17 protein-coding genes and 1 pseudogene are annotated in these 25,468 nt (G+C 71.2%); 7 read left to right on the top strand and 11 right to left on the bottom strand.

The features are described from left to right. Positions 1–180: 180 nt before the first annotated feature. The 3 genes from ACQKM2_RS37645 to ACQKM2_RS37635 all read left to right on the top strand — a co-directional run bounded on the left by ACQKM2_RS37645 (position 181) and on the right by ACQKM2_RS37635 (position 2,647). The gene (locus ACQKM2_RS37645; RefSeq protein WP_427717897.1) at positions 181–774 is read left to right on the top strand and encodes a TetR/AcrR family transcriptional regulator; all 594 of its coding nucleotides are present in this window, start codon (positions 181–183) and stop codon (positions 772–774) included. After that, on the top strand, positions 771–1,607 hold the full coding sequence (locus ACQKM2_RS37640; RefSeq protein WP_427717895.1) for an alpha/beta fold hydrolase: 837 nt from the start codon (positions 771–773) through the stop codon (positions 1,605–1,607). The genes ACQKM2_RS37645 and ACQKM2_RS37640 overlap by 4 nt, the downstream gene beginning before the upstream one ends. Positions 1,608–2,218: 611 nt before the next feature. Next, positions 2,219–2,647, top strand: a complete 429-nt coding sequence (locus ACQKM2_RS37635; RefSeq protein WP_427717893.1) for a hypothetical protein — start codon at positions 2,219–2,221, stop codon at positions 2,645–2,647. A gap of 58 nt (positions 2,648–2,705) precedes the next feature. Here the strand turns inward: ACQKM2_RS37635 and ACQKM2_RS37630 are convergent, their stop codons facing one another. Beyond that, positions 2,706–3,356, bottom strand: coding sequence for a hypothetical protein (locus ACQKM2_RS37630; protein ID WP_427717890.1), 651 nt, complete (start codon positions 3,354–3,356; stop codon positions 2,706–2,708). Between the two features lie 183 nt (positions 3,357–3,539). On the opposite strand from ACQKM2_RS37630, the gene ACQKM2_RS37625 reads away from it, so the two are divergent. Next, a complete protein-coding gene (locus ACQKM2_RS37625; RefSeq protein WP_427717888.1) occupies positions 3,540–3,896 on the top strand; it encodes a hypothetical protein in 357 nt (118 codons plus the stop codon). Between the two features lie 44 nt (positions 3,897–3,940). On the opposite strand, the gene ACQKM2_RS37620 is transcribed toward ACQKM2_RS37625, so the two are convergent. Further along, positions 3,941–4,951 (bottom strand): zinc-binding dehydrogenase, encoded by a 1,011-nt coding sequence (locus ACQKM2_RS37620; RefSeq protein ID WP_427717886.1) that lies wholly within the window; start codon positions 4,949–4,951, stop codon positions 3,941–3,943. Between the two features lie 233 nt (positions 4,952–5,184). Between ACQKM2_RS37620 and ACQKM2_RS37615 the strand changes: the two genes are divergently transcribed. From ACQKM2_RS37615 to ACQKM2_RS37605, 3 genes and pseudogenes are all read left to right on the top strand, one after another. Further along, on the top strand, positions 5,185–6,957 hold the full coding sequence (locus tag ACQKM2_RS37615; RefSeq protein ID WP_427717883.1) for an Imm49 family immunity protein: 1,773 nt from the start codon (positions 5,185–5,187) through the stop codon (positions 6,955–6,957). A gap of 1,053 nt (positions 6,958–8,010) precedes the next feature. Beyond that, a pseudogene (locus ACQKM2_RS37610) lies at positions 8,011–9,144 on the top strand (ABC transporter permease subunit); the annotation flags it as partial. Position 9,145: 1 nt separating this feature from the next. Beyond that, a complete protein-coding gene (locus ACQKM2_RS37605; RefSeq protein ID WP_427717881.1) occupies positions 9,146–10,129 on the top strand; it encodes an ABC transporter substrate-binding protein in 984 nt (327 codons plus the stop codon). A 16-nt stretch (positions 10,130–10,145) separates the two neighbouring features. Here the strand turns inward: ACQKM2_RS37605 and ACQKM2_RS37600 are convergent, their stop codons facing one another. From ACQKM2_RS37600 to ACQKM2_RS37560, 9 genes are all read right to left on the bottom strand, one after another. Then, entirely contained in the window at positions 10,146–10,760 is a 615-nt protein-coding gene (locus tag ACQKM2_RS37600; RefSeq protein WP_427717879.1) for a hypothetical protein, read from the bottom strand. Between the two features lie 321 nt (positions 10,761–11,081). Further along, positions 11,082–11,453: a ThiF family adenylyltransferase gene (locus ACQKM2_RS37595; RefSeq protein WP_427717876.1), complete on the bottom strand. Its 372-nt coding sequence runs from the start codon at positions 11,451–11,453 to the stop codon at positions 11,082–11,084. Positions 11,454–11,674: 221 nt separating this feature from the next. Next, complete coding sequence (locus ACQKM2_RS37590; RefSeq protein WP_427717873.1) at positions 11,675–16,723, bottom strand: amino acid adenylation domain-containing protein; 5,049 nt, start codon at positions 16,721–16,723, stop codon at positions 11,675–11,677. 53 nt (positions 16,724–16,776) lie between these two features. Continuing rightward, positions 16,777–17,604: a pyrroline-5-carboxylate reductase gene (proC, locus tag ACQKM2_RS37585; RefSeq protein WP_427717872.1), complete on the bottom strand. Its 828-nt coding sequence runs from the start codon at positions 17,602–17,604 to the stop codon at positions 16,777–16,779. Beyond that, positions 17,601–18,701, bottom strand: coding sequence for a pyridoxal phosphate-dependent aminotransferase (locus tag ACQKM2_RS37580; protein ID WP_427717869.1), 1,101 nt, complete (start codon positions 18,699–18,701; stop codon positions 17,601–17,603). The genes proC and ACQKM2_RS37580 overlap by 4 nt, the downstream gene beginning before the upstream one ends. Before the next feature lie 104 nt (positions 18,702–18,805). Further along, a complete protein-coding gene (locus ACQKM2_RS37575) occupies positions 18,806–20,062 on the bottom strand; it encodes a glutamate-5-semialdehyde dehydrogenase (protein ID WP_427717867.1) in 1,257 nt (418 codons plus the stop codon). A gap of 1 nt (position 20,063) precedes the next feature. Beyond that, positions 20,064–21,125 (bottom strand): glutamate 5-kinase, encoded by a 1,062-nt coding sequence (proB, locus tag ACQKM2_RS37570; RefSeq protein ID WP_427717864.1) that lies wholly within the window; start codon positions 21,123–21,125, stop codon positions 20,064–20,066. A gap of 40 nt (positions 21,126–21,165) precedes the next feature. Beyond that, a complete protein-coding gene (locus ACQKM2_RS37565) occupies positions 21,166–22,479 on the bottom strand; it encodes an MFS transporter (RefSeq protein ID WP_427717863.1) in 1,314 nt (437 codons plus the stop codon). After that, positions 22,476–25,468: amino acid adenylation domain-containing protein (locus ACQKM2_RS37560; protein ID WP_427717860.1), on the bottom strand; the 2,993-nt coding region annotated here is incomplete at its 5' end. The genes ACQKM2_RS37565 and ACQKM2_RS37560, both read right to left, overlap by 4 nt.

Genomic DNA, 25,468 nt, shown 5'->3' with positions numbered 1-25,468 from the left:
CCGACCTCCCGGACCTGAACTCGTTCATCAGCGCCCACCGGCACGAACGCCCGGACCTCACGTACGCGGTCGACGGTGCGGCGGTGGTCGACGACGCCCGTCCATCGGCCGCCGCCACGCAGATTGCTTTCCTAATACCCCTAGGCTATAACCTAGGGGTATTAGGAATGGGGAGGATGCATGGTGCGGGCCGGGCTGACTGCGGAGCGGGTGACGATCGCGGGTGCCGAACTGGCGGACGAGGCCGGCCTCGACGGGGTGACCATGTCGCAGCTGGCGCGGCGGCTCGGAGTGAAGGACGCGAGCCTCTACGCACACGTGCGCGGCCTGGACGACCTGCGCGGACGGATCGCGCTGCTGGCGGCGGAGGAGAAGACGGTCCGCATCGCGGAGGCGACCGCCGGGAGGGCGGGGAAGGACGCGCTGGTCGCGTTCGCCAATGCCTGGCGGGAGTACGCCCACGAGCATCCGGGCCGCTACACGGCGACGCAGGTCCGGGTCCGGATCGATCCCGAACTGGCTGCACGGGCGGCAGGACCACGGCGTGCGGTCGAACTGACCTACGGCATGCTGCGCGGCTACGGGCTGGCGGAGCCCGATCTGACCGACGCCGTGCGGTTGCTGCGCAGCACGCTGCACGGGTTCGTCGCCCTGGAGGCGGCGGGCGGCTTCGCCCACGAGCGTGCGCCGCAACAGACCTGGGTCCGCGCCCTCGACGCCCTGCACACCCTCCTGGAGCACTGGCCCGCGTCCCGAGAAGGAGACTCCGCATGACCACCCTGACCACCGGCAGCCTGCGCGTGAACGGTGCCACCCTGCACTACGAAGTCCGCGGCCGGGGCCCGCTCCTGCTCCTGATCCCCGGGGGAACGGGCGGAGCCGCCGCCTTCGACGACGTCGCCGACGACCTGGCCGCCGAGTACACCGTCGCGACCTACGACCCGCGCGGCATGTCCCGCAGCACCCTGGACGACCCCGGGGCCGAGCAGCGGGTGGCCGAGCACGCCGATGACGCGCTGCGGATACTGGACCTGCTCTCGCCCGGCGAACCCGCCAGGGTGTTCGCCGCCAGCTCCGGTGCCATCGCCGCCGTCCACCTGCTCACCACGCGCCCCGATCGCATCGAACGCCTCGTGGCGCACGAACCTCCGCTGGTGGAGGTCCTTCCCGACGTCGCCGAGCACCGGGCACTGCTCGTCCGCGTGCAGGAGACGTTCCGTACCCAGGGGCTCATGCCGGCGATGGCCGTGTTCGCCGCCGGGCTGAAGAAGGGCGGCGACACCACCGGGCCGGAGGCCGAGGCCCTGCTTCCGCCCCGGGCGGCGGCACGGGTCGAGCGGACGATGGCCGACCTGCCGTACTTCGTGGGCCGCATCGTGCCGGGTTTCATGTCCTACTCCCCCGACGTCGACCGTCTGCAGACGCTGTCGGACCGGCTCGTCCTCGCCGGCGGCGAGGACTCGAGCGGTGAACTGCCCTACCGTCCGGCCGCACTCCTGGCCGGGCGCCTCGGCACGGAACTCCTGCACTTCCCCGGCGGGCACACCGGCCTGACCACACACCCCGCCGAGTTCGGCGAGCGCCTGCGCAAGGCCTTCCGCGCGTAGGACACGTTCGGTGTCGGGCGTGCAGTCCGTGTCGTAGTGCTGCCCGCCCGACGGGCAGAGAGCACTGGGCACCCCCGCGACCACCCGCCCGTACGCTGCTCACGGGCGACTGGTGTCGCTGACCGGCAACGCTCAGGGTACTGCCGGCGGCGGGAGGCGATCCCGAGCGAGCGAACGCGAAGGGCGTGAGTCCGCGTGGTCTGGCCGATCTGATCGGCAACTACGACGTGGCGGTTCACGTTCCTGGTGCGGGCGAGGCCCGGTAGCCGCCAGTCCGGGAGACGCTCGTTTTGTCGACCGATGAGGTGCACATCCGCCGGGCCCTGCTGAAGCGCGCGCACCGGCCTCGACCGAGCGGAGCTCGGCGGCCACCCCGTCCAGGCGAGCTCAGCCCGCCGGCATTACGCCCACCGAGCGTCGTGTGCCCTGTCTGGGCGCCACACGGCACGCACAGCACAGGAACCAGGCACGCCGCGAACACCACCATGTGACACCCGCGCCTAGATTCACCTCCGGGTGAAGGCCGCCGGATTCCTGCCCCAACAGGGTCCTGCGAATCCTCACTGCCTGGACATCCATCGACGACAACGTCATCAAGGGGGAGACGTCTCATGCCTGGAAAGTTCGGCAGGTTCGGCAAGTTCGCGGCCGTGGCGGCCGCAGCGACGGCGGTCGTCACGCTGGCGGGGTCGCCCGCGAGCGCGGGGGACATAGCTTTCAACACGCGGAGCGTCTGGGTGGACGGCAAACCGACGCAGGGCCAGGACGACGCGTGCACCAGCCGGAGCATGTACCTGGCCTCCGGCAACTACACGTGGACACAGATCCTCGACGGGTACCGTTACCCGACCCGCGACCTCTACCTGGCCATGGGCACCTATACGTGGAAGGACTGCCTCAGCCCCCGGGACGGTGGCTACAAGCAGTTCTCCCTCCTGTACAAGCCCGGTTCGGAGACCGCGTACCTCGTCGACCCGTCCGAATTCGGACTGGCGCAGGGCACCCACACGATCGGCTCGCTGCTCAACCCGCACTTCTGACCGGCCCGCCGGGCGCCAGGCCTCGGGCCGGCCGGGGAGCGCCACGGGCCGCCCGGGGTCAGCCGCCGCTGGAGTTGGCCGATGCCGAACCACCAGAGGTCCAGCGGGAGTTGGGCTGCGGCCGTTCGCGCGTGCTGCGCTCGGTGCGCAGTACCACCAGGACCCCGGCCGGGCCGAGCAGGGCCTTCAACGCGTCGGCGAGCCGCTGCGGGTCGCCGCCGAACGGGAGGGCGAGCTGCTCCTGGGAGCCCTGGAGGACGAGTTCCAGCGCGAGCGTGGAGGCGGCCGGCTTGTAGTCGCCCTGGTACGGCTCCACCACCTTGTGTGTCAGCCGCACCTCGCGCAGGGTCTTGGCGGGCAGCCAGACGTCCGGCCGGGCGCCCCGGACCAACCGCAGGGACGTGGGCACCCTGGCCGGCGCGAACTCCACCCGCAGGATGTCCCGGGCCCGGGAAGAGGCCGCCGCCAGCCAGCCGATCAGGTACTCCAGCCCGGCGATCACCCCCACCACCACGAACACGGTCGACGCCCGCGCCCCGGCCAGCGCCATCCCGAAGGCGACGAGCAGGGTCAGCACGCCAAAGGCGAGCGGAGCGAACAGCGCCGGCCCCGCCGAGGCCAGCACGTTCCACACCGGCCCGGTCGGGCCGGCGCGCAGGACCAGATCCGTCGAGTCGGGGCCTTGTCTCAGCAAGGGATCGGTGGCCATGCCTCCAGCGTAGAACGGGTCCGCAAGAGCGCCTCGGCCCTGTCCGGCCGATGGGGCACGACTTCTGACGGCCCGTAGCCCTCAGCCGGCGGCGCGGCGGGCTGCCCAGGGCTCGAACCACGGGTCGGGCCACTGCTCGGCGGCCACCAGCGGGGATCTGCTGCCTATCGACAGGCCGGGGCGATGCCGACCTGCCTCGCGGTCCGCATCCAGCACCGCCGGCCCGCCACGGGTGACGGGAAGCCCTCCTTCAACTGGGGGGACTTCAAGGTCGACTGCCTCAGCGTCAACGGGCGGGACGGGACGGTGACCGGCAGGATCGTCGCCGCCGGTCCGTACTGGCAGGGCTATCTGCACCGCAGGGAACCCGCGCGCATGGGACTGAGCTTCCGCGTTCCGGCCGGGGCGAGCGGTGTGACCCGGATCGGGCTCACCGCGCCCGCCGCGGAGGGCGGGCCCGAGCTGCCGAAGTGTTCGGCCAAGGCCCCCGACGCGGACGTCGTCGAGGGCGGCTCCACCCTGATGGAGCCCGGCCGCTGACCGCCGGGTCCGCGCGGACCGGGAGCAGGCAGGTGCGGGAGCCGTCACGGGGTGAGGATCAGCCGGATCGGGCTGCCCTCCTTGCGTTCCAAGGCCTCGACCGCCCGGGCGGCGTCGGCCAGGGGGAAGAGCCCGCTGACCGATCCCGACAGGTCCAGGCGCTGCCTGGCCACCAGGTCGACCAGGTCCACGAGGTCCTCGGGCCGGGAGCCGTAGTGGCCCCGTACCTGCTGCTGGAAGCGGCAGAACCAGACGCTGTCCCCGACCGTGAGCGGCTGGTCGGTGAGGCCCACCAGCACCAGCCGCCCGCCTTCGGCCAGGCTCCCCAGGGCCTGGTCCCGGGCGGCCGGCACGCCCGCGAAGTCGAACGCCGCCGCGACGCCCTTCGGGCCGACGGCGGCGCGCAGCGCGGTCGCGAAGTCGGGGTCGGCCGGGTCGAGTGCGGCGTCCGCACCGAGGCGGAGGGCACGCTCGCGGGCGGAGCCGAGCGGGTCCACGGCGACCACGGGGCAGGCCCCCACCAGGCGCAGCAGCTGGACCGCGTGGGCGCCCAGACCGCCGACGCCCCAGACGGCGACGGCCTCCGCGGGCCGGACCTGGGCGGAGGAGGTGATCGCGGCCCAGGAGGTGGACACGGCGTCGGGGATGATGCACGCCTGCTCGAACGGGATCTGCGGCGGGAGCGGAACCACCGCGTCTGCGGCGGCCAGGGCGTACTCGGCCCAGCCGCCGTCGATGTTCACCCCGCGGGTGCACACTGCCCCGTCGCGGACCTCGCCGGCCTGGAGCACGACGTGATCGCCCTCCTTCAGCCCGGTGACGCCGGGGCCGAGGACGCTGACCACCCCGGAGGTCTCGTGCCCGAGCGTCACCGCGTCACCGGTGAGCGGCGCGGCCTTGAGCATGCCCTGGATGAGGTGCACGTCCGACAGGCAGACGCCCGCGGCCCGTACGTGGACCAGGACCTGGCCCGGTCCGGGTGCGGGGACCGGTACCTCCTCGACCGCGAAACCGCCGCCTGACGTGCTCAGCCTCGCGGCCAGCATGGTTTTCACGCCTGTCATCCTCCGTCGTCCCGTCCGGCTGCCGCTGCCGCTGCCGTAACGAGTCAAGCGCGGTCGGCCCGGCCGGAACAGCGACCGATCGGGCGACATCCGCGGATGCGGAGGGCCGGACCGGCGGAACGAGCGGCGCGGTCGGCCACGTACGGCCAGTCGCCGGAGCCTCGACTTCCGGCTCTGTCGGCGGCCCCGGTTAGCCTGTCGCCGGTACGGAGCAAGACGGGGAGATGCAGCAGATGGTGATCGAACGTCATCAGGTGTCCGCGGAGAAGATCGCGGCGGCGCGGGACGACTTCACGAACCGGATCGGGTCGATGACCCGTTCCATGTCGAAGGCGGGTCCGATAGGCGCGTACGAGTGGGAGTGGATCAGCCAGGAGATGCTGGACCACCTGGCGGCGCTGTCCGTGACGGAGCCGGCCCTGGACTCCGCGGAGGCGTGGGCGATCCTGACGGACGCGGCCGAGGCGGCCTGCGCCGTGGTGCGGTACACGGCCTACCACCCGTGGGAGCCGTTCAACGTGTTCCTCGACTACGTGAACTTCGGCATCTCGTACGACCGCGGCGACGACAAGGAGGGCTGGGACACGGCGGGGACCGGGGACTGGCTCGACGCGTACTGCCTGGCGGTCCTCGCGGACCGGGTGGGCCGGGACGGCGAGGCGTTCCACTTCGCGCGCAAGGTCGTGCGCAAGGACGCGGAGGGGCAGCCGGGGGCCGAGCTCGTCGCCGGGTTCCTGGTCTGCGTCGAGGGGGACCTCGATGTCGACGGCCAGGAGTTCCCGCCGACGCGCGAGGCCAAGGTCGCGGCCGTGGACGCCGCACTGGCCCGGATCGCCACGCGGGAGCGGCAGACGGGGCGGGCCCTGCGGGAGCACGCCGACACCGTGGCGCTGCGGGTGCTGCGAGCCCTGGTCGGCGGTGACCGGGAGGCCTACGACCGGGAGCTGACCGCCCTGCTGGCGGCCGTGCCGGCCGCGCAGGGGCCGTCGGCCCCGCCGCGCAGCCTGCTGCCGCTGGTACCGCTGGCCCTGGCGGCGCTGGGCCACCGGCAGGAGGGGTGGGCTGTTCCGGTGGAGACCGGCTACCTGCCGCGGACCCTGGTGACGGGCTTCGCACCGGAGGGCCCGCGGGTCGGTCCCTTCGGCCGGGACCGCCGGGCGGACGCCGTGGCCGTGCTGGCCGCCGGGCCGGTGAGGTGTGAGCGGCCCACCTGGCCGGTGACGCCCACCTGGGACATTGACGGATGGTACGAGGAGCACACCCGGGAGGACCTGACGCCCGAGCCGGGCCGGCCGGTCCTCGCCCGTGACGTGGTGCGGGCCATGGAGCGGCAGCAGTCGCTCTTCCTGCTGCGCGGCGCGGACCCCGGTGCGGGGTCGGACGGGCAGGTCGCGGCGCTCCGGTTCGCCTCCCGGCTGGGCGGGCTGCTGTTCCGGGCCGCCCTGGCCGAGGAGGGGACCGAGGTGCGGGCCGAGTGCGGCGGCATCGACGTGGTCTGCGGCGCCTTCCGCGGCGACAAGGCCGGCCCCGGGTACTGGCAGACCGCGGTGGCGCTGGCCCTGATCAGCGGCCGGCGGGAGGACCTGGCGCCGCTGGTCGTGGCGGGGCCGCAGCTGAACGGTGCCGACGGGTCGGCGTTCGCGACGTACCGGGAGGCGCTGCACGACTACCTGCGCGGGGTGGATCCGGCGCCCGCCGCCGCCAGGGCGCTGCGGGGTATGGAGCAGGCCCGGGAATGGGGGTTCTTCGCGCCGCCCGCCGTGCTGCTGTCCCAGCTCGTGGAGGGGGACGAGGAGAGCTTCAACCTGGCACTGCTCGATGCACTGGAGGCGCACCGCGCGCACTACTCGGTGTCCGATCGCGGGGAGACCACCGCGGCGCTGCTGGACCTCGACGTGCTGGCGCTGGCGTGCCATGCGCGCCGGCGGGGCTGGGAGGTACGCGTGGAGTCGGAGTACCTGCCCGCACGGCTGCTGTCGGAGGCGCGGCCGGTGTGACGTGCCGCCCGGTGGCCGCGGCGCGGGCCCCGCGTCCGGGGCTGCTCGGGTACGGCCCGTCGTGCTCGGCGACCTCGTCGGCGGGGCCGGCGGCGCAGAGCTCCACGTCGAGGACGCGGTCCGGTTCGGCGGCGTAGCAGTGGGCGTGCGGGTCATGTCGGCCTCGACGACCGCCCGGCCGCCGTCGGCGAGCCGGCCGGTGTCCAGGCACACCGCGCTGGGCAGGGCGGCGGCCGCGGCGCCGCGGACGAACAACCAGTACTCGGCGGTGAACTCCACCGACCGGCGCGGAGCCTGCGAGCCCGTCCGGCAAGGTCGGACTTGGCCAAGGGGCGGCTTGACGAAGACCCGCTCCCGCGGCGCCCGGTCCTCGGCAAGGGTGGTGAGCCGCGCCGCGCGACGCAGAAGGGGCGCGGTACTCGGGGTCAGTCAGCCAGTCGTCATCCGGCTCCAGCAGGCCGTGGCCCAGCGGGCGCCGGCGATGTCGCCGAGCCGGTCGAGCCGGTCGAGCGCCGTCATGCCGGTGATCTGCTCGGCGAGACCGGGTACGCCATCGACGCCCTCGGAACCGACGCTGCCGGTCCCCCAACGCCGTGTTCCGGCCCGGGCGGCGACCGGAGCCTGCCTGGCAGCGCTGCACACCGCGCTGACGCGCCGGGCCGAGGACGACGGGGGGGAAGGGACGACGGAACTGCCGGAACTGATCGCGCGAGCACGCGCCGCCGTCTGACGTCCGCGGGGTGTCGCGGCCGGTCGTGTGGCGTGACTCCCGTCACTTCCCGTTACGAGAGGGGCATGTGTGGCGGGCGGCAGGGCAAGCGGGCCGAAGCAACACGCATCGCGGGCGAGTCGCGGTGTCGGAAGCGGAGGAGCAGCGCGTCGTGTCGGAGCAGAGAACCATCCACATCGCCGGGACCTGGCGGTCCGCGGTCTCAGGAGCCACCCGTGAGGTCCTGGACCCGGCGGACGGGAGCGTCCTCTCCGTCGTGGCCGAGGGCACTGCCGAGCACGTCGACGCCGCCGTCGCTGCCGCCCGGGCCGCCTTCGGCGACGGCGAATGGGATCGGGGCGGGCGGCCTCGGCGACCGCGTCTACCAGGCGCTCGCGTCCGTCGACGTCGGCGCGGCGCTGGCCGCGGGCATCCCCATCGTGCTGCTCGCCGTGGTCCTCGACCGCACCGCCGAGGCGGCCGGCCGCCGGATCGGCGCGGCCGGCCTCCCCGCGCGCGGCGTGCGGCGGCGGCTGCTCGGGGTGTTCAACGGCTGGTACGGCTGGCTGCTCACCGTCCTCGTGGCGGTGGCGGCCGGTGTGGCCGGCCGCATGGCGGGCACGTCGCTGTGGCCGGCGGCCTGGACGTTGTCCATCGCCGAGCCGGTGAACGGGGCTGCCGCCTGGATGACCTCCCACCTCTACTCCGGGGTGCCCGTCGTCGGCGGCAGTGCGGACTGGGCCGCCCGGTTCACCGGCTGGGTCCTCGACCCCCTGCGCAGCGGGCTCCAGGCCGCACCGTGGTGGCTGCTCCTGCTGCTCGCCGGAGCGCTCGCCCTGCTCGTGGGCACCTGGCGCACCGCGCTCACGGCCGTGCTCGCCCTGGCGGGGGTCGGCGTACTCGGTGTGTGGGAGGCCTCCCTCGACACGTTGTCACAGGTCCTCGCCGCCGTCGCCGTGACCCTCGTGGCCGGGTTCGCGACCGCGGTGGCCGTCGCCGGCAGCGCCCGGGCGCAGCGGCTGCTGCGTCCCGTGCTCGACGTCTGCCAGACACTGCCGCAGTTCGTCTACCTCATCCCCGTGGTCGCGCTGTTCGGGGTCGGGCGGGCACCCGCCGCGGCCGCCGCGGTCGTGTACGCGCTGCCGGCGGTGATCCGGATCACCTCGCAGGGCCTGGGCGACGTGGACGCGGGGGCGCTGGAATCCGCCCGCTCGCTGGGCGCGACCCGTTGGCAGCTGCTGTGGCAGGTCCGGCTGCCGCTCGCCCGGGCGGCGCTGCTGCTCGCCGTCAACCAGGCGGTGGTCCTGGTGCTCGCCGTCGTCGTCATCGGCGGCCTGGTCGGTGGTGGCGCCCTCGGCTACGACGTCGTCCTCGGCCTGGCCCAGGGCGACCTGGCCGCCGGGCTCGTCGCGGGTGCCGCGATCGTGTGCCTCGGCCTGCTGCTCGACCGTGTCACCCAGCCCGTGAAGGGGGCCTGAGATGCGAAACCGACCCTGGAGCGGCGGGCGCGGGCGCCGCGGCGCGGCCCTGCTCGCCGCCGCGACCGGACTCGCCGTCCTCACCGGCTGCGGTGCGGCCGACATGACCCGGCAGGCCTCTCCGTACGCCGCCGCGCAGGACGCGAAGACCGCCACCCTGTCCGTCCAGTCCTGGGTGGGGGCGCAGTCGAACACGGCCGTGGCCGCCTACCTGCTCGAACACGAGCTGGGCTACCGCGTGGACACCGTGCAGGTCGACGAGGTCCCCGCCTGGGACGCGCTGAGCCAGGGGCGGGTCGACGCGATCCTGGAGGACTGGGGCCATCCCGAGCAGGAGGAGCGGTACGTCGAGGGCAAGAAGACCATCGCCCGGGGCGGCGACCTGGGGGTGACCGGCCACATCGGCTGGTTCGTGCCCGCCTACTTCGCCGAGGCCCACCCGGACGTCACGGACTGGAAGAACCTCGACAAGTACGCCGACCTGCTGCGCACCGCCGAGAGCCGCGGCAAGGGCCAGCTGATGGGCGGTTCCCCGTCCTACGTCACGAACGACAAGGCGCTGGTGAAGAACCTGGGGCTCGACTTCGAGGTCGTCTTCGCCGGCTCCGAGGCGGCCCAGATCACCCAGATCAAGCAGTTCGCAAAGGAGGGCAAGCCCTTCCTGACGTACTGGTACGAGCCGCAGTGGCTCTTCGAGAAGGTGCCGATGACCGAGGTGAGGCTGCCCGAGTACACCGAGGGCTGCGCCGACGTCCCGGAGAAGGTGGCCTGCGCCTACCCGCACACGCCGCTGCAGAAGTACCTGAACGCGCGCTTCGCCGAGTCGGGGGGCGAGGCGGCCGCCTTCCTGAAGAGGTTCCTCTGGACCGGGGCGGAGCAGAACGAGGTGTCCTTGATGATCGCCGAGGAGGAGCTTCCGCCCCGGCAGGCGGCGAAGAAGTGGGTCGAGCGCAACGAGCGCGTCTGGCGGCCGTGGCTGGGCTGACCGCCCGGGTTGACTGTCACGGACCCCCTCCGTACCGGATGGTCGACACGACCCGTACCAGGGACGGCGCGGCGGGGGCCGACGCGAATCCGAACCGGACGGGCGGCACGACCGGGGCGAGCGGACCGAGGTCGGTGCCTTCCAGGGAGGCGGCGGCCGCGACGACCGGGAAGAGGTCGCAGGCCGCGTACCACTGGCGGCAGCCGGGCCGGGAGCTGCCGCGGGTGCGTACGCCGGTCAGTGCGCGGGCGGGCAGGGTGGTGAGGGCGGCCCAGGCCGGCCGACGGGCGAGCGGGCGCGGGACGGCCCGGAGGACCAGGCCGCGCGGGCCGCGCCGGCCGACGTCGAAACGCAGGGCGAGCGAGCCCGCCGAGACCTCCCACGCGGATTCCCCGGCGCGGACGTGCACGGGCCCGGTCCGGACCTCGTCGAAGTGGTAGACGCCGGCGATGCACTCCGCCGTGGGCGGGGTGGGCGCGTACAGGACACGGTGCCCGTCGGCCCGTTCCAGCATGACGTCGCCGAACGCTCCGAACGGCGAGCGGAGCCAGTAGCCGACGACGATGCGCGTGCCGGAGGCGGTGCCCACCCCGGCGATCCAGCCGTCGAACTCCATCCGCTCGCATCCCATACCGGATGTATACCCCGTGCCGCGAGCACTCCACGGACAGACGGCGGAGGACCAGTGAAGCCGCCGGGGAGAGCGGTGTCGGCGGCACGCTGACGCCGCGGTACCACGAAGCGGTGAACAGGTGGGCGAGCTCGTGCAGCAGGATCAGCGTCCCTGTCGTGGGCGCCTGCACGGCGAGCGTGAGGACGCCGTACCGCGGTGCGGGGAGATCGCTCCACGCAGGCCGTGCGCCCGGCTCGGCCGACGCCACCACCGGGCCGCAGAGGGCGAGCAGCAGCCAGCACGGCGTGCAGCGCGGGGTGCAGGACGATGCCGCCCGGGTCATCGCGCGCACACGGGGCAGTCGGGCCGTGCGGGACGGCGGACGTGGACGTGTTGGTCGGGGGCCATCAGGTTCATGCCGCGCACGTAGCCGAGCGGTTCACGGCCGATCCCCGTGAGGAGCGCGATGACCTGGTACGCGATCAGCTGCCCGGAGCTGCCCGCGACGGGGGCGAGAGCGCCCTTGCCGCCCATCCGAGGATGGGCGCCGGGCTTGAGCCGGGCCTCCTCCCCGGCGGCCACGCACAGATAGCACGGCCCGTCCGGTCCGTACGTACCGACCGCCACGAGCGGGCCGTTGTAGCCGGCCGCCACCCAGGACACGCGCAGGCGGGAGCAGACCTCGTTGGCCCAGTGGGCCGGTACGTCCACGTGCGGCTCGTCGGCACAGAGGGCGAGGACGTCGCACCCCCCGCAGCAGTGTTTCGAGTACCTCGGCGGAGTCCACGTGAAGCCCGAGCGCGGTGTACGTGCCCGCCGAGTTGACGGCCGCCAGTCGGTCGGCGGCACGTCAGCGAGCGCACGCCGGCCGCGGCGGGCGCCCACGCGGCATGTCCTCGAACCAGGCCTGACCAGCTGGCTTCCCGGTCCCGTTACGCTGCCCCGCCGCTCCGTCTGCGCAGGACCGGGCGCGGAGTGGGCGCATGGGTCAGGTGCTTGGCCATGCCCTGGACCGTCGGATGCTCGAAGAGGTCACGGATACCGAGCTCGTGTCCGAGGTCCGTGCGGATACGGCTGATCAGCCGGGTCGCGAGGAGGGAATGCCCACCGATCTCGAAGAAGTCGTCCTCCGTACCGACCTGGGGCACCCCGAGGATCTCGGACATCAGCCGGCACAGGGCGTGCTCCTGTTCGTTCCGCGGCGCGGTCCCGCGCGGTGAGGCGATGTACGCGGGGGCCGGCAGCGCGGCGCGATCGACCTTCCCGTTGGGAGTCAGCGGGATGGCGTCCACCACCACGATCGCGGACGGCACCATGTGCGCAGGCAGGCGCTCGCCCGCCACCCGCCGCAGCCCTGCGGGATCGGGGCTGGTTCCGGGCTGGGCCACGACGTACGCCACCAGTCGTTTGTCCCCGGGGCGGTCCTCCCTCGCCACCGCCACCACCCGCGCCACTTCGGGGGCGCGGGCCACGGCTGCCTCGATCTCTCCCAGCTCCACCCGGAAGCCACGGATCTTGACCTGGAAGTCCGTGCGCCCGAGGAACTCCAGCTGTCCGTCGGACCGCCACCGCACGAGGTCTCCGGTACGGTACATGCGCTCCCCGGGCGCTCCGAAGGGATCCGCCACGAAACGCTCGGCCGTCAGGGCCGGACGATTCAGGTAGCCGCGGGCGACCTGCGCACCGGCGAGATACAGCTCGCCGGGAACTCCGACGGCCACCGGTTCCAGCCCCTGCCCCAGGACATAGGTCCGGGTGTTCCAGATGGGAGGACCGATGGGCGGAGACACCGTGTCGCCCATCGCCTCGTCGGACACGGTGGAGCTGGTGACGAGATGGGTCTCGGTGGGACCGTAGAAGTTGTGCACGCGTCTGCCCGAACCGTGTGCGCAGAAGTCGCGGATGGCCGGGTGGAGCACCAGGGCCTCACCACCCTGGGCGAAGTCCACCAGGTCAGGGAGCGGAACGCCGAGCTCCTTCGCGGCTTGGCAGACCCCTTCGATCACGGGTGTGGGAGCGAACAGCTCGTTGACCCGGTACTGGGCGAGCCACCGGACCAGTTCCGCGGTGCCCTTGCGCACGTCGTCCCTGGGCACCGCGAGCGTCTTGCCGGACGTCAGGGCGGAGAAGACCTCCTGAGCCGCAGCGTCGAAACTCAGGGCCGCGAACTGGGCCGTCGTGGTCCCGACGCCGCCGGTCAGGAGCTCACGGTGCCAGGCGAGCAGATTGACCAGCGCGTGCGTCGGCATGGCCACGCCCTTGGGACGACCGGTCGATCCCGACGTGTAGATCACGTAGCCGGGGTGCGACGGCAGCAGCGGCGCGGTCCGCTCGTCATCCGTGACCTCGGTGCCGGAGAACGCGGCGAGTGCCTGTTCGACGCTTTCGCTGTCGATGCTTGCCGAGGGCATCCCCTCCGGCACGTGCCGGGCCGTCCCGCTCGTGGTGAGCACACAGGCGGGCCTGGCGTCCCCAAGCATGTAGGCGATGCGGTCAGCCGGATAGTCGGGATCAACCGGCAGGTACGCGGCTCCCGCCTTCACCACGCCGAGCAGGGCCACGATCTGCTCCACGGACCGGGGAGCGAGCAGCGCGACCGTCCCCTCGGGCCCCACTCCCCGCTCGATCAGGAAGCGCGCCATGCGATTGGCCCGGGCGTTGAGCTCGGCGTAGGTGACGGATTCGTCCTCGAACACCACGGCTTCGGCTTCGGGTGTGCTCGCCGCCTGCGCCGCGAGCAGGTCGGGCAGGGTACGGGAAGGGACGTCGCGGGTCGTGTCGTTGAACTGCACCACCACGAGGCGGCGCTCTTCGTCGGACAGCATCTCCAGTCGGCTGAGCGGCAGGCCGGGGTTCTTGACGGCGCTGCGCAGAAGCGTGACCAGGTAGTCGGCAATCCGCTCGACCGTCGACCGTTCGAACAGGTCCGTGGCGTATTCGACCGTCATGTCGATGCCGGCCGGAGCGCCCTGCGCCGTGAAGCGCTCGGTCATGCTGAACGCCAGGTCGAACTTGGCGACGCCGATGTGACCCTCGTCCGGCACCACCTCAAGGCCTGGCAAGTTGAAGGACGGCTGCCCGACGTTCTGGGCCGCCAGGAGGACCTGGAAGAGCGGGTGCCTCGACAGCGAGCGGGGTGGCCTGATCGCCTCGACCAGCGTCTCAAACGGGAGGTCCTGGTGCGCGAAGGCCTCCAGGTCCGTCTGTCGGACCCGTGCCAGCAGATCGCGGAAGTCCGGGTCGCCTGAGGTGTCGGCCCGCAGCACCAGGGTGTTGACGAAGAAGCCGACCATGTCGTCCAGTGCCGCGTCACCGCGTCCGGCGACAGGGCTGCCGATGGGGATGTCCGTACCGGCTCCGAGCCTGGTGAGCATCGCGGAGAGAACGGCCTGGATCGCCATGAACACGCTGGCGCCCGCACTGCGCGCCAGGTCCGCCGTGGCCTGCTGGAGGTCCGCGTCGATGCTGAAGCCCAGGGTGTCCCCGCGGTAGGAGGTGCGGGCGGGCCGGCGGCGGTCGAAGGGGAGCTGCAACTCCACGGGCAGGTTGCGCAGGTGCTCCTTCCAGAAGGTCAGCTGGTGGGCGCAGGAGCTGCGGGGGTCGCTCTCGTCACCCAGTGCCTCGTGCTGCCAGAGGGTGAAATCGGCGTACTGGACCGGGAGCTCACGGAACGTGGGTGACAGGCCCGCGGTCCGGGCCGCGTAGGCCTCCACGAGGTCCCTGGCGAGCGGAGCCATCGACCAGCCGTCGCATGCGATGTGATGCATCACGAGCAGCAGCTGATACTGGTCGGGACCGTGCTCGGCCAGGAGGGCCCTGAGCGGTGGGTCGACCGTAACGTCGAAGCCCTCCTCGGCGAACGAGGTCAGGACGGAGCGGAGTTCGTCACCCACCGCGCATTCCACGACGTGGAGCCGGGGGAAGGCGTCCCTGGCCTCGAGCACCAGCTGCCGGGGCTCGCCGTCCGTTTCCGGGAAGACCGTACGCAGACTCTCGTGCCGGGCTACCACGTCCCCGAGAGCTGCTTCCAGGGCGGCACGGTTCACGGGCCCGTGCAGCCGCAGGACGTGCGGCACGTTGTAGGTTGCGCTGCGGCCCTCCAGGCGGTTGAGGAACCACATGCGCCGCTGGGCGAAGGAGAGCGGGATCCGCTCGGGCCGTTCCCTGCGGACGAGTGTCGGGTACGGCGTGTCGGCACGGGTCAGGTGCCGGGCGACGCCGCGGACGGTGGGGTCTTCGTAGAGCCTTCGGATGTCGAGTTCGCGTGCGAGTTCCGCGCGGATGCGGCTGAGGAGCCGGACGGCGAGGAGGGAGTGGCCGCCGAGCTCGAAGAAGTCGTCCTCCGTGCCGACCTCGGGTATGCCGAGAACCTCACAGAAGAGTCGGCAGAGGATCTCCTCCTCGGAGGTGCGTGCCTCGGTCCCGCGCCGCGGGGCCGTGTGCACGGGGGCGGGGAGGGCGTTCCTGTCGACCTTTCCGTTGGGAGTCAGGGGCAGGGCGTCCAGCAGCACGACGGCGGAGGGCACCATGTAGGCGGGCAGCGCGCCGGCCGCCCTCCTGCGCAGGTCCGCAGGGGTCGGCTGTGTTCCGGGCTGGAGCACCACGTAGGCCACGAGTCGCTTGTCCCCGGGGTGGTCCTCCCGTGCGACGGCCACGACCCTGGCCACCTCCGGCGACCGGGCGACTACGGCTTCGACCTCGCCCAGTTCCACGCGGAATCCGCGGATCTTGATCTGGAAGTCCGTGCGGCCCAGGAACATCAGGTTTCCGTCGGACCGCCGCCGGACGAGGTCTCCCGTGCGGTACATGCGCGCCCCGGGCGGTCCGAAGGGATCCGCGACGAAGCGCTCGGCGGTCAGCCCCGGACGGTTCAGGTATCCGCGGGCCACTCCCGCTCCGGAGACGTACAGTTCGCCGGCCTCTCCCTCCGCGACGGGCTGCAGGGATTCGTCCAGGACATGGACCGAGGTGTTCCGGACGGGAGTTCCGATCGGCACCGCAGCCGGCTCTCCCCTCTCCAGACGCATCGTCGTCGACCAGATGGTCGTCTCGGTCGGGCCGTAGCAATTGGTCACCTCACGCGCCGAGGCGAGCAGGGTCGCCCCCAGTCCCTCGGGCACCGCCTCACCGCCGATCAGAACGCGCAGGTCCGCCAGGGGGGCTTCGTTGTCGACGAGGGACTGCCACAGCCCGGGGGTCGCCTGCACGACAGTGATCGCCTGTCGCCGGATGACCTCTGCCAGCCGGGCCGGGTCGCCGTGCTCGGCGGGCGAAGCGAGGACCAACCGCGCGCCGCTGAGCAGCGGGAGGAAGATTTCCAGGATCGCGATGTCGAAACCCACCGTGGTGACGGACAGGAACCCGTCCCCTGGGGAGAGCGCGAACCGCTCCCGGAAGTGCTCCAGCAGGTTCACCAGGTTCGCGAAGGTGACGACCACCCCCTTGGGCAGGCCGGTGGACCCCGAGGTGTAGAGCACGTAGGCCGGGTCTCCCGGCCGCACGTCACCCGTGCCCCCTGAGTCCTGTGCACCGTCCCTGTCCCCGGCCGGCTGTTCGGCCAGCAGCCGAACGGTGTCCGGGTCGTCGACGACCACGCACCGCGGCCCCGACCCGGACCCCTCCGCGGGCCGGTGCGCGGCATGGGTGAGCAGCATTCCAGGACTGGCGTCCCGCACGATCCGGGTGTTGCGCTCCTCGGGATGGGCCGGGTCGATCGGCAGGAAGGCGGCGCCGGCCTTGGTCACAGCCAGCAGGGCGACGACCAGATCCACCGATCGCGGCAGACTGAGGGCGACCAGCGATCCCGGCCCGGCGCCGTGGCTGTTCAACAGCCGCGCCAACCGGTTCGCACGTGCGTTCAAGTCGCCATAGTCGAGCGTCTCGCCACCGCAGACCACTGCGATCGCCTGGGGGTCTCGTGCGGCCCGTTCCTCGAACAGGGCCATGTACGTCTGGGCAAAAGGCAGCGACTCGGGCGGCATGTGCGTGCCCTCCTTGGTTCATGAGTGGTCAGGGGCTGCGGAACGAGGCGGACTCAGGCGGTGCCGGTTGCTCCTCTGAGCCGCCCGAGTGACAGCTTCACCGCGGCGTCCACGGCCGAATGCACCGCATCCTCCAGGCCCCGCTCCGCCAGTACGTGCAAGGCGGCTTCGGTCATGCCGCCGGGCGAGGCGACCAGATCCACGACCTCTTCGGGAGCGAGTCCTCCCTTGAGCATGAGCGACCCCGTACCGTGCACCGCGTAGGCGGCCAGTTCGCTTGCCGTTTCCGGGGTGAACCCCCGGGCTTCGGCCGAGCTGCTCAGTGCTTCGACGAACCGTGCCACGAGTGCGGGGCCCGCCCCGGAGACCGCGCTCACCGATTCCATCAAGGACTCGTCCACGGTCAGAACGCGCCCCAGGGGCTCGAAGACCGCTGTCGCGACGCGGAGGTGCTCGCGCCCGGCGGCCGGCCCCGGACAGAGCGCCGTCACCCCGCTGTTCACGGCGACCGCCACGTTCGGCACCGCGCGTACGCAGGGCGTGTCGGGCAGCACATCCGCGAAGGCTCCCGTCTGCCAGGACGCGACCAGCGAGACGAGGACCTGCTGCGCCGTCGCGAGCGGAGCGAGCTCGGCGAGCACCTGAGCCGTGTCGTGCGGATGCACGGCGAGCAGTACCACGTCGGCGCCCCCGACCGCGTCCTGGAGCGAAGGACAAACGGTGGTGCCGTAGTCCCGCGCCAGTCCTTCGGCGCCAGCGCCCGTCTTCGAGAAGCCCCGGATCGCGGCCGGGGGCCAGTTGGCCGCGATCAGCCCCGACACCATGGCACGGGCGATCCTTCCGCAACCCACGAAGGCCAGCTGGAGGGGCTCGTGGTTCATGACGTGGCCGCGATCGTCGAGGCGATGGCGTCGATTCCGCGCAGCAGCCGCTCTTCGGGCTCCGCACCCACGGCGACGCGTATGAACCGGTCGCAGGTGCCGCCGTACCCGACGCCGGGAACGACGGCGACCTTGTGCCGGCCGAGCAGGGCGGCGGCGAAGTCCTCGGAGTTCAGCCGTGAATCACCCAGGGACGCGAACAGGTAGAAGGTGCTGTCCCCGGGCAGACAGCCGATGTCCCGGGCGGCCAGTTCCCCCGCCATCCGGTTGCGCAGGTCCACGACGCGGCTGATCTGTGGCCGCGTCGTCTCCCGCAGCATGTCGTAGTTCTCCGCGAGATAGCAGCTGAGGATCGTCGGAGCACAGGTGACGATGTGCTGCTGCAGCTTGTTGATCTGCTCGATCAGCCGGCGGTTCGCTATCAGATAGCCGATGCGCCAGCCGGATATGCCGTAGTTCTTCGACATGGATCTGCACACGATGGTGTGGCGGCGCTCCGGATCGAACTGATCCGTGGTGACGAACTGCTCGCCCTCGGGCAGGAACTCGCTGTACGCCTCGTCCGCGATGAGGAACAGCGAATGCTTCTCCGCCAGGTCATGCAGGCTCCGCAGCTCCGCCTCGCCGAGTCGCCGGCCCGTCGGATTGTGCGGATTGTTGACGACGATCGCCCGCGTCCGCGGCGTGATGTAGGTGGCCAGGTCCTCGTACCCGACGTGCATCGGCACCATGACCGGCACCCCCCGGCACATCCGCACCTGATCCGGGTAGCTCACCCACGCCGGCTCCGGGATGATCACTTCGTCACCCGGTTCCAGGACCGCGGTCAACGCCATGTAGATCGCCAGTTTCGATCCCGCGGTGACCAGGATCTCGCTGTCAGGATCAACGGTGAGACCCGAATCGACCGACGAATGCTTCGCCAGCTTCTGCCGTAGGAGGGGAACCCCGCGCGAATGCGAGTAGTGATGCAGGGAGGCGGAGGACATGCCCTCGAAGGAGGGCATCGAGATGTCGAAGAAAGCCTCTCCCAGGGACATGGTGATGACGTCGGTGCCGGCGTCCTTCATTTCGTAGATGCGGTTGTTGAACCTCACCGAAGGAGCCTCCGAGACACCGTCAAGAAGGCTCGAATGAACGGGGCGCGACATTTCACTTCTCCTGGAATTGCGGGCTGAACGCATAACGCACTGCGGAGGGGTCAGAGAACACGGACCTGGCCGCGGCCCCACACGACGTTCTTGACGCAGGTAAGCGATTCCAGGCCCATGGGCCCGCGGGCGTGCAGCTTCTGTGTGGATACACCGATCTCCACCCCGTATCCGAACTCGCCACCGTCCGAAAACCTCGTCGAGGTGTTCACGAAGACGCTGCCGGAGTCGACCGCTCGGGCGAACCTCCGGACGACGTCGACGTCGCGCGCCACGATGGCCTCCGCGTTGCGCGTTCCCCAGCGGCCGATGTGGGCGAGGGCCTCGTCGAAGTCGGCCACGACCTTCACCGCCAGAACGAGGTCCAGGTACTCGGTGCCCCAGTCGCTCTCCTGCACCGGCTCGGCCTTCGGCCACACCTCGCGGGTGCGCTCGTCACCCCGGATCTCGACGCCGAGCCGCTCGAGCTCGTCGAGTGCCTTCGGCAGCCAGGCCTCGGCCAGGTCCGCGTGCACGAGCAGGGTCTCGGCCGCGTTGCAGACACTGGGACGCGAGGTCTTGGCGTTGACGACGATGTCGGTGGCCATCGCGAGATCCGCGGTCGCGTCCACGTACACGTGGCAGTTGCCGTCGCCGTCGATCACGGTCGGGACGGTGGCGTGGTCCTCGACGGTCTTGATCAGACCGGGGCCGCCGCGCGGGACGAGGAGGTCGACGTCGCCCTTGGCGCGCAGGAGTTCCAGAACGGCCTCGCGGGAGGTGTCACGAATGAGCTGTACGGCGTGCTGCGGCACCTCGTCCTGGCTTCGCAGCACCTCGGCGATGACATCCGCGATCGCCGCGTTCGTGTGGGCGGCGACCGAGGAGCCGCGCAGCACGGCCGCGTTCCCGGTCTTCAGGCACAGCGCGGCCACGTCGGCGGTCACGTTCGGACGGGCCTCGTAGACCACCGCCACGACGCCGAGCGGCTCCCGGACCTGTTCCACCAGGAGCCCGTTGGGACGGACGTTCCCCCCGACGACCTGGCCCACCGGGTCCGGCAGGTCCGCAATGGTGTTGATCGCCTTCACCATGCCGGCGATACGCGAATCGGTGAGGCGCAGGCGGTCCATGAGGGTCGCCGATACGCCTGCCGCGGCAGCCGCGTCGAGATCGAGCGCGTTCGCCGCCTTCAGTTCCTCACCGGCGGCGTCCACGGCGGCCGCTATGCGGCGCAGGACCTTGTCCTTCACCACGGTGTCGAGCTCGCGCAGCACCACACCGGCCTCGCGCGCCTGGCGGCACACTTCAGAGACAGTCACAGACATTTCAATCCTCCAGAAGTCTTACGTAGTCACACGGTTGAAGAAGGCTCGTGTCGCCGGGGATCGCCGATTGCGGGGACGGGAGTCCGAGACGGATGCGCCCCCGGGCCGCGAGCCGGCCGTCGGACAGCAGGACGTTCACGACGGCGCCGGGTCCGACCTCCCCTTCGGCGTGCACCACGTGCCGGCCGATCAGCTCTCCGTCGCCCCTCACCACCTGTTCCGCGCCGCTGTCGCAGATCAACCGGCCGACGGGTGGGGTGGAGAACGCGCGCCAGAGTCTGCCGACGTCCCGCTGCGCGCCCCGCTCACGCGGTCGGACGAGCGTGCCCACGCTGTCCCCCCGCACTGCCCGCACGACGGCGTCCGTCTCGGCGGCGCTCGCGATGACGACCTCAACGCCGGACTGGCTGCCGATCCACGCCGCGCACAGCTTGCTGAGCATCCCGCCGGTTCCCACGGAGCTCACCGAGCTCCCGGCGAGCCGCTCGACCTCGGTGGTCATCTCGTTGATCACGGGGATGAGACGCGCGTCGGGGTTGCTGTGCGGGTTCGCGTCGTACAGGCCGGGCACGTCGGTGAGGATCACGACGCGCCGAGCGTTCAGGAGCGTTCCGAGCAGTGCCGCGAGAACGTCGTTGTTCCGGACCATCACGGCGTCGTTCTCGTTCACCAGGGGGACGACCCCTTCGTCGAGGGCGAGCTGGAGTGCACCACGCGCGCTGTCGCGGTGCGCTTCGTCGGTGATGTCGAGCGGCGTGAGCAGGAACTGCGCTGCCGTGAGTCCGTCCCTCTCCAGGGCGGACCGAAGCGCTTCGTAGAGCGTGCCCTGCCCCACGGCTGCTGCCAGTTGCCGTGATCCGGGGCCGACCCCGGCCCCCAGCCGCACGTTGCCGAGCGCGATGGCCCCGGATGCCACGAGGACAATCCTGTGCCCCGACGCGTGCAGGGTGGCCAGGGTGGCGGACAGGTCGGCCACCCTTGACCGGTCGATTCCGTCGTCCGTGATCAGCGATGACGTACCGATTTTGATGACGATCGGCGCTTTTCGAGGCGTCGAAGACATACGGTCCCTCCTGTACTGGCGTGAATGAGGGGCGTGCGCATCAGCCTGCCACCGCGGGCTGGACGTGTTCGGGCGGAGCCGCCGGGAAATCGCGGAGCCTTCGTATCGGACTCGCCACCAGAACCAGACATGCCAGCACGAAAGCCAGCGTCGTGATCCACATGGTGGTGCGGATGCCGAGTGCCGTTCCGAGGAATCCACCGAGCGCCGCACCGATCGGAATCGCACCGTAGTTGATCACGGCCATGCTCGCGGTGACCCGGCCGAGGAACTCCGAAGGGATGTAGCTCTGCCGGAAGCTGACGGTGATGACGCCGGACCCGACGACCCCGACGCCGATGCAGAATCCACCGATCGCCATGAACAGCAGTGCGTAACCGGGACCGGTCATCGGGATCAGCAGAGCCGTCGGTGCGGCGCTGAGCTGGCACAGCAGCATGGCACGAGCCGTACCGACGCGGGCGGCGAGCCGGCCCGCCAGCAACGCGCCGCAGACCCCGCCGACGCCGAGGACGCCGAACAGAACGCCCACGACTCCGGAATCCACACCGACCGTGCGAACCAGGAATACCACGTACAGCGACTGGAATCCATTGAGTGCGATATTCGACACCGCGCCGAAGATCATCAGTGTACGCAGATACGGGTCACGCAGGACGAAACGAACGCCGTCGGCGATCTCCCCCCGGAGGTTTCCACGGGAATTACTGCGCGGCCGGCGACCTGCCGGCCTTATGCCGCGGATGCACAGAGCCGAGAACAGGAAGGTCAGGGAATCGACAAGAATTCCGGATACGGCTCCGAGGACCTGGGCCACCACGCCGCCGAGCCCGGGGCCGACCACCTGCGCCGCCGCTTCGCTCCCCTGGAGTTTGGTGTTCGCCTCAAGGAGATCCTCCTTGCGGACGAGTGACGGGAGGTACGTGCGGTACGCGGTGGTGAAACACACCGAGGCCGTGCCGCCCAGGAAGGCGACCGTCAGGAGTTGCCCCACCGTCAGAACATCCAGCCAGGTGGCGACGGGCACGCTCAGGAAGAGCAGTGTCGACACGACGTTGGAGACGATCATGACGGTGCGGGCGTCCAGGCGGTCGACCCAGACACCGGCGAGGAGCCCGAAAAGAAGCCAGGGCAACCACACCGCCGCCGTAAGCAGACCGACGGTGAACGTGTCGGCGTCGAGGGTGACCACCGCCACCAGGGGCAGAGCCATTTCGCCGACCGCGCTGCCGAGCTTGCTGGTGGTCTCCCCCGTCCAGAGCAGCCGGAAGTCGCGCTGACGGAGCAGGCCGCCCCGCCGTTTGTCCTCCTCGCGCTTCGCGGGGCCGGCAGGCATGGGTTCGGTGGTGGTCATTGGTCCGCCCCGTCCTGGTCTGCGGGCTTCAGCCGCTCCGAGAGCAGCGGCCCGATGACGGCCAGCGCGGGCTGTCCGGTCATCGCCCCGTGCGTCGCGTCGATCGCGTGGACCTCGATGTGCCCGTTCACGAACGGCTTCCACAGATCAGGGGTGCCGGATCCCTCCTGTCCGCGCGCCGAGGCGGTGAACAGGAGCATGTCCCCCTCAAAGACCCGGGTGGGAAGAGCGCCTTGGGCGTTCACGTTGTCCGCGAACGTCCGGGTGACCGCCTTGATGCCCGCGTCCCCGAAGTCCGCGACCAGGGCGGCGGTCCCGGATTCTCCCAATGAGGCCACCACCATGGCCGTCAAGTCCGGGTCGTCATACGTCAGGACCGGTATCTCGCCGCTGTTGGCCGGGTAGGCGTCGAGCAGTGTCAGATTGCGGACTTCCTGCCCGTCGGCCTGCAACCGCGTGGCGATGCCGTGTGCGACGAGTCCGCCGAAGGACCAGCCGAGGAGATGGTAGGGACCCTCCTGCTGAACGGAACGTATGGCTTCGACGTACTCGCGCACCATCTCCTCGGCGTTCGCCGGCGACGTCTCGTCGAACGATCTCAGCGTCCGGGCCTGTAGACCGTAGACGGGCCGGTGGGAGGGCAGGTGCTGCAACAGTCCCGAGTAGACCCAGCTGATGCCCGCCGCCGGGTGGATGCAGAAGAGAGGCGGGGCAGAGCCCGTGGCCCTCAGCGGCAACAGGGTCGGGAACGACTCCTCCTGGGAATCGGAGTTCATCCGATCGGCGAGCTCGGCGACGGTCGGTGCCTGGAACAGCAGCCGCATGCCGACGTCGGGACGGAGCGTCGCACGGATCCGGCTGATCAGACGTGCTGCGAGCAGTGAATGGCCGCCAAGGTTGAAGAAGTCGTCGTCGATGCCGACGCTCTCCAGCCCCAGAGCCTCCGCGAACAGACCGCACAGAAGCCTCTCGCGCGCGGTCCGCGGACCGCGCCCATCCTGGTCCACCGAGAAATGCGGTGCCGGCAGCACGGCTCGGTTGAGCTTGCCACTGGGCGTCACCGGCAAGGCCCCGGTCTCCAGAAAGGCAGCGGGCACCATGTACGGGGGCAGGGCGTCCGAGAGCGAACGCCTCAGCTCCCCGGCGTCGAACTGCTGCCCCTCTTCGACGACCACATGGGCCACGAGGCGCTTCTCGCCCCTGTGGTCGTCCCGCGCCACCACCGCCGCCTGACGCACGGTCGCGTGCTGGGCCAGCGCCGCTTCGATCTCCGCGGGCTCGACCCGGGAACCACGGATCTTCACCTGGTCGTCGACGCGCCCGGCGTACTCCAGCACGCCGTCGGCCCGTCGGCGGACCAGGTCCCCCGTGCGGTACATCCGCTCACCCGGGGTGCCGAAGGGGCTGGCGACGAACCGCTCGGCGGTGAGGCCCGGCCGGCCCAAGTAGCCTTCGGCCAGCTGTGATCCGGCCACGTACAGCTCACCGACGACGCCGACGGGGGCGGGACGCAGTGACGCCTCCAGCACGTACAGGCGGGTGTTCCAAACGGGCCGCCCGATCGGCACCGGACCGCGGGGCGCGTCAGGGGCGCATTGCCACGAGGTGACATCGACGGCGGTTTCCGTGGGCCCGTACAGATTGTGCAGCTCGCTGTTCGGCAGCAGGGAGAGGCAGCGGTTCGCCGTCTCCTCCGGCAGCGCCTCGCCGCTGCAGAGCAGCCGTCGCAGACGGTCGCACTCCGTTGCGGCGGGCTCCGCCAGGAAGGCGGAGAGCATCGAGGGCACGAAGTGGACCGTGGTGATCGACTGCTCCTGGATCACCTTGGCCAGGTACGCGGGATCCTTGTGCCCCTCCGGGCGCGCCACCACCAGGGCGGCGCCCTCGATCAACGGCCAGAAGAACTCCCACACCGAGACGTCGAAACTCGACGGAGTCTTCTGCAGCACCCGGTCGTCGGCTTCCAGCCGGTAGCGCGACTGCATCCATCGGAGCCGGTTCATGATTGCTCCGTGGCTCACCACCACGCCCTTGGGCCGCCCGGTGGACCCTGACGTGTAGATCACATACGCCGGATCGGCGGGGGAGGGGGAACGTGGCGGCTCTCCCTCGCCCACGTGACCGGCATGCGGCACCGCCAGACCTCGGCCGGTGTCGGGGCCGGCCGCGAACAGGTCGGGGTCGTCGAGGAACAGCCGGCACGTACCGTGCGGCAACCGACCGGTGAGGCCGGACAGCTCGGCCACCGTCAAGAGGCAAACGGGGTCGGCGTCTTCGAGCATGTGGCCGATCCGGTCCTGCGGATAGTCCGGGTCGAGCGGCAGGTAGGCCGCGCCGGCCAGCACCACGGCGTAGATCGCCGTGATCAGGTCCAGCGAGCGCGGGAGCGCCACCGCTACGAGCTTCCCCGGACCCACGCCCTGCTCGACCAGCCGCCTGCTCAGCCGGCTCGCACGTTCCTCCAGCTCGGCGTAGCTGAGCCGGGTGTCCTCGAAGACAAGGGCGGTGGCATCGGGAGTCCGCGCGACCTGTGCCCTGAAGGCCTCCGACAGGGTCTCGGCCGGCAGCGGCCGCGCGGTGGCGTTCCAGTCCTCCAGGATCCGGCGGGTCTCGTCGCCGGTCAGGACGTCGTGGGAGCCGATGGTCTGGTGAGGGTCGGCGAGGACCGCCTCCAGGAGGGCGCCGAACCGCCCGGCGAGCCGCTGGACCGTCTCCTTGTCGAACAGGTCCGTGGCGTACTCGATCACTCCGGAGACGCCGTCGGGAGCTGCGGAGGTGGAGGCCCGCTCGTTCAGAGTCAGCATCAGGTCGAACTTGGCGATACCGCTGGCCGTCTCCAGCTGACGCGTGCGCAGTCCTGAGAGCCTCAGATCCTGGTCTTCATGGGTTTGAACGGCGAGCATGGTTTGGAAGAGGGGGTGGCGTGCGGCCGAGCGGGGCGGGTTGAGGTGCTCCACCAGACGCTCGAACGGAAGGTCCTGATGCGCGT

Origin of the sequence: Streptomyces sp. NPDC004126, assembly GCF_050275515.1 — a bacterium.
Lineage (GTDB): Bacteria > Actinomycetota > Actinomycetes > Streptomycetales > Streptomycetaceae > Streptomyces.
The sequence above is the reverse complement of the archived record's forward strand: the minus strand, read 5'-3'. Positions and strand labels throughout refer to the sequence as shown.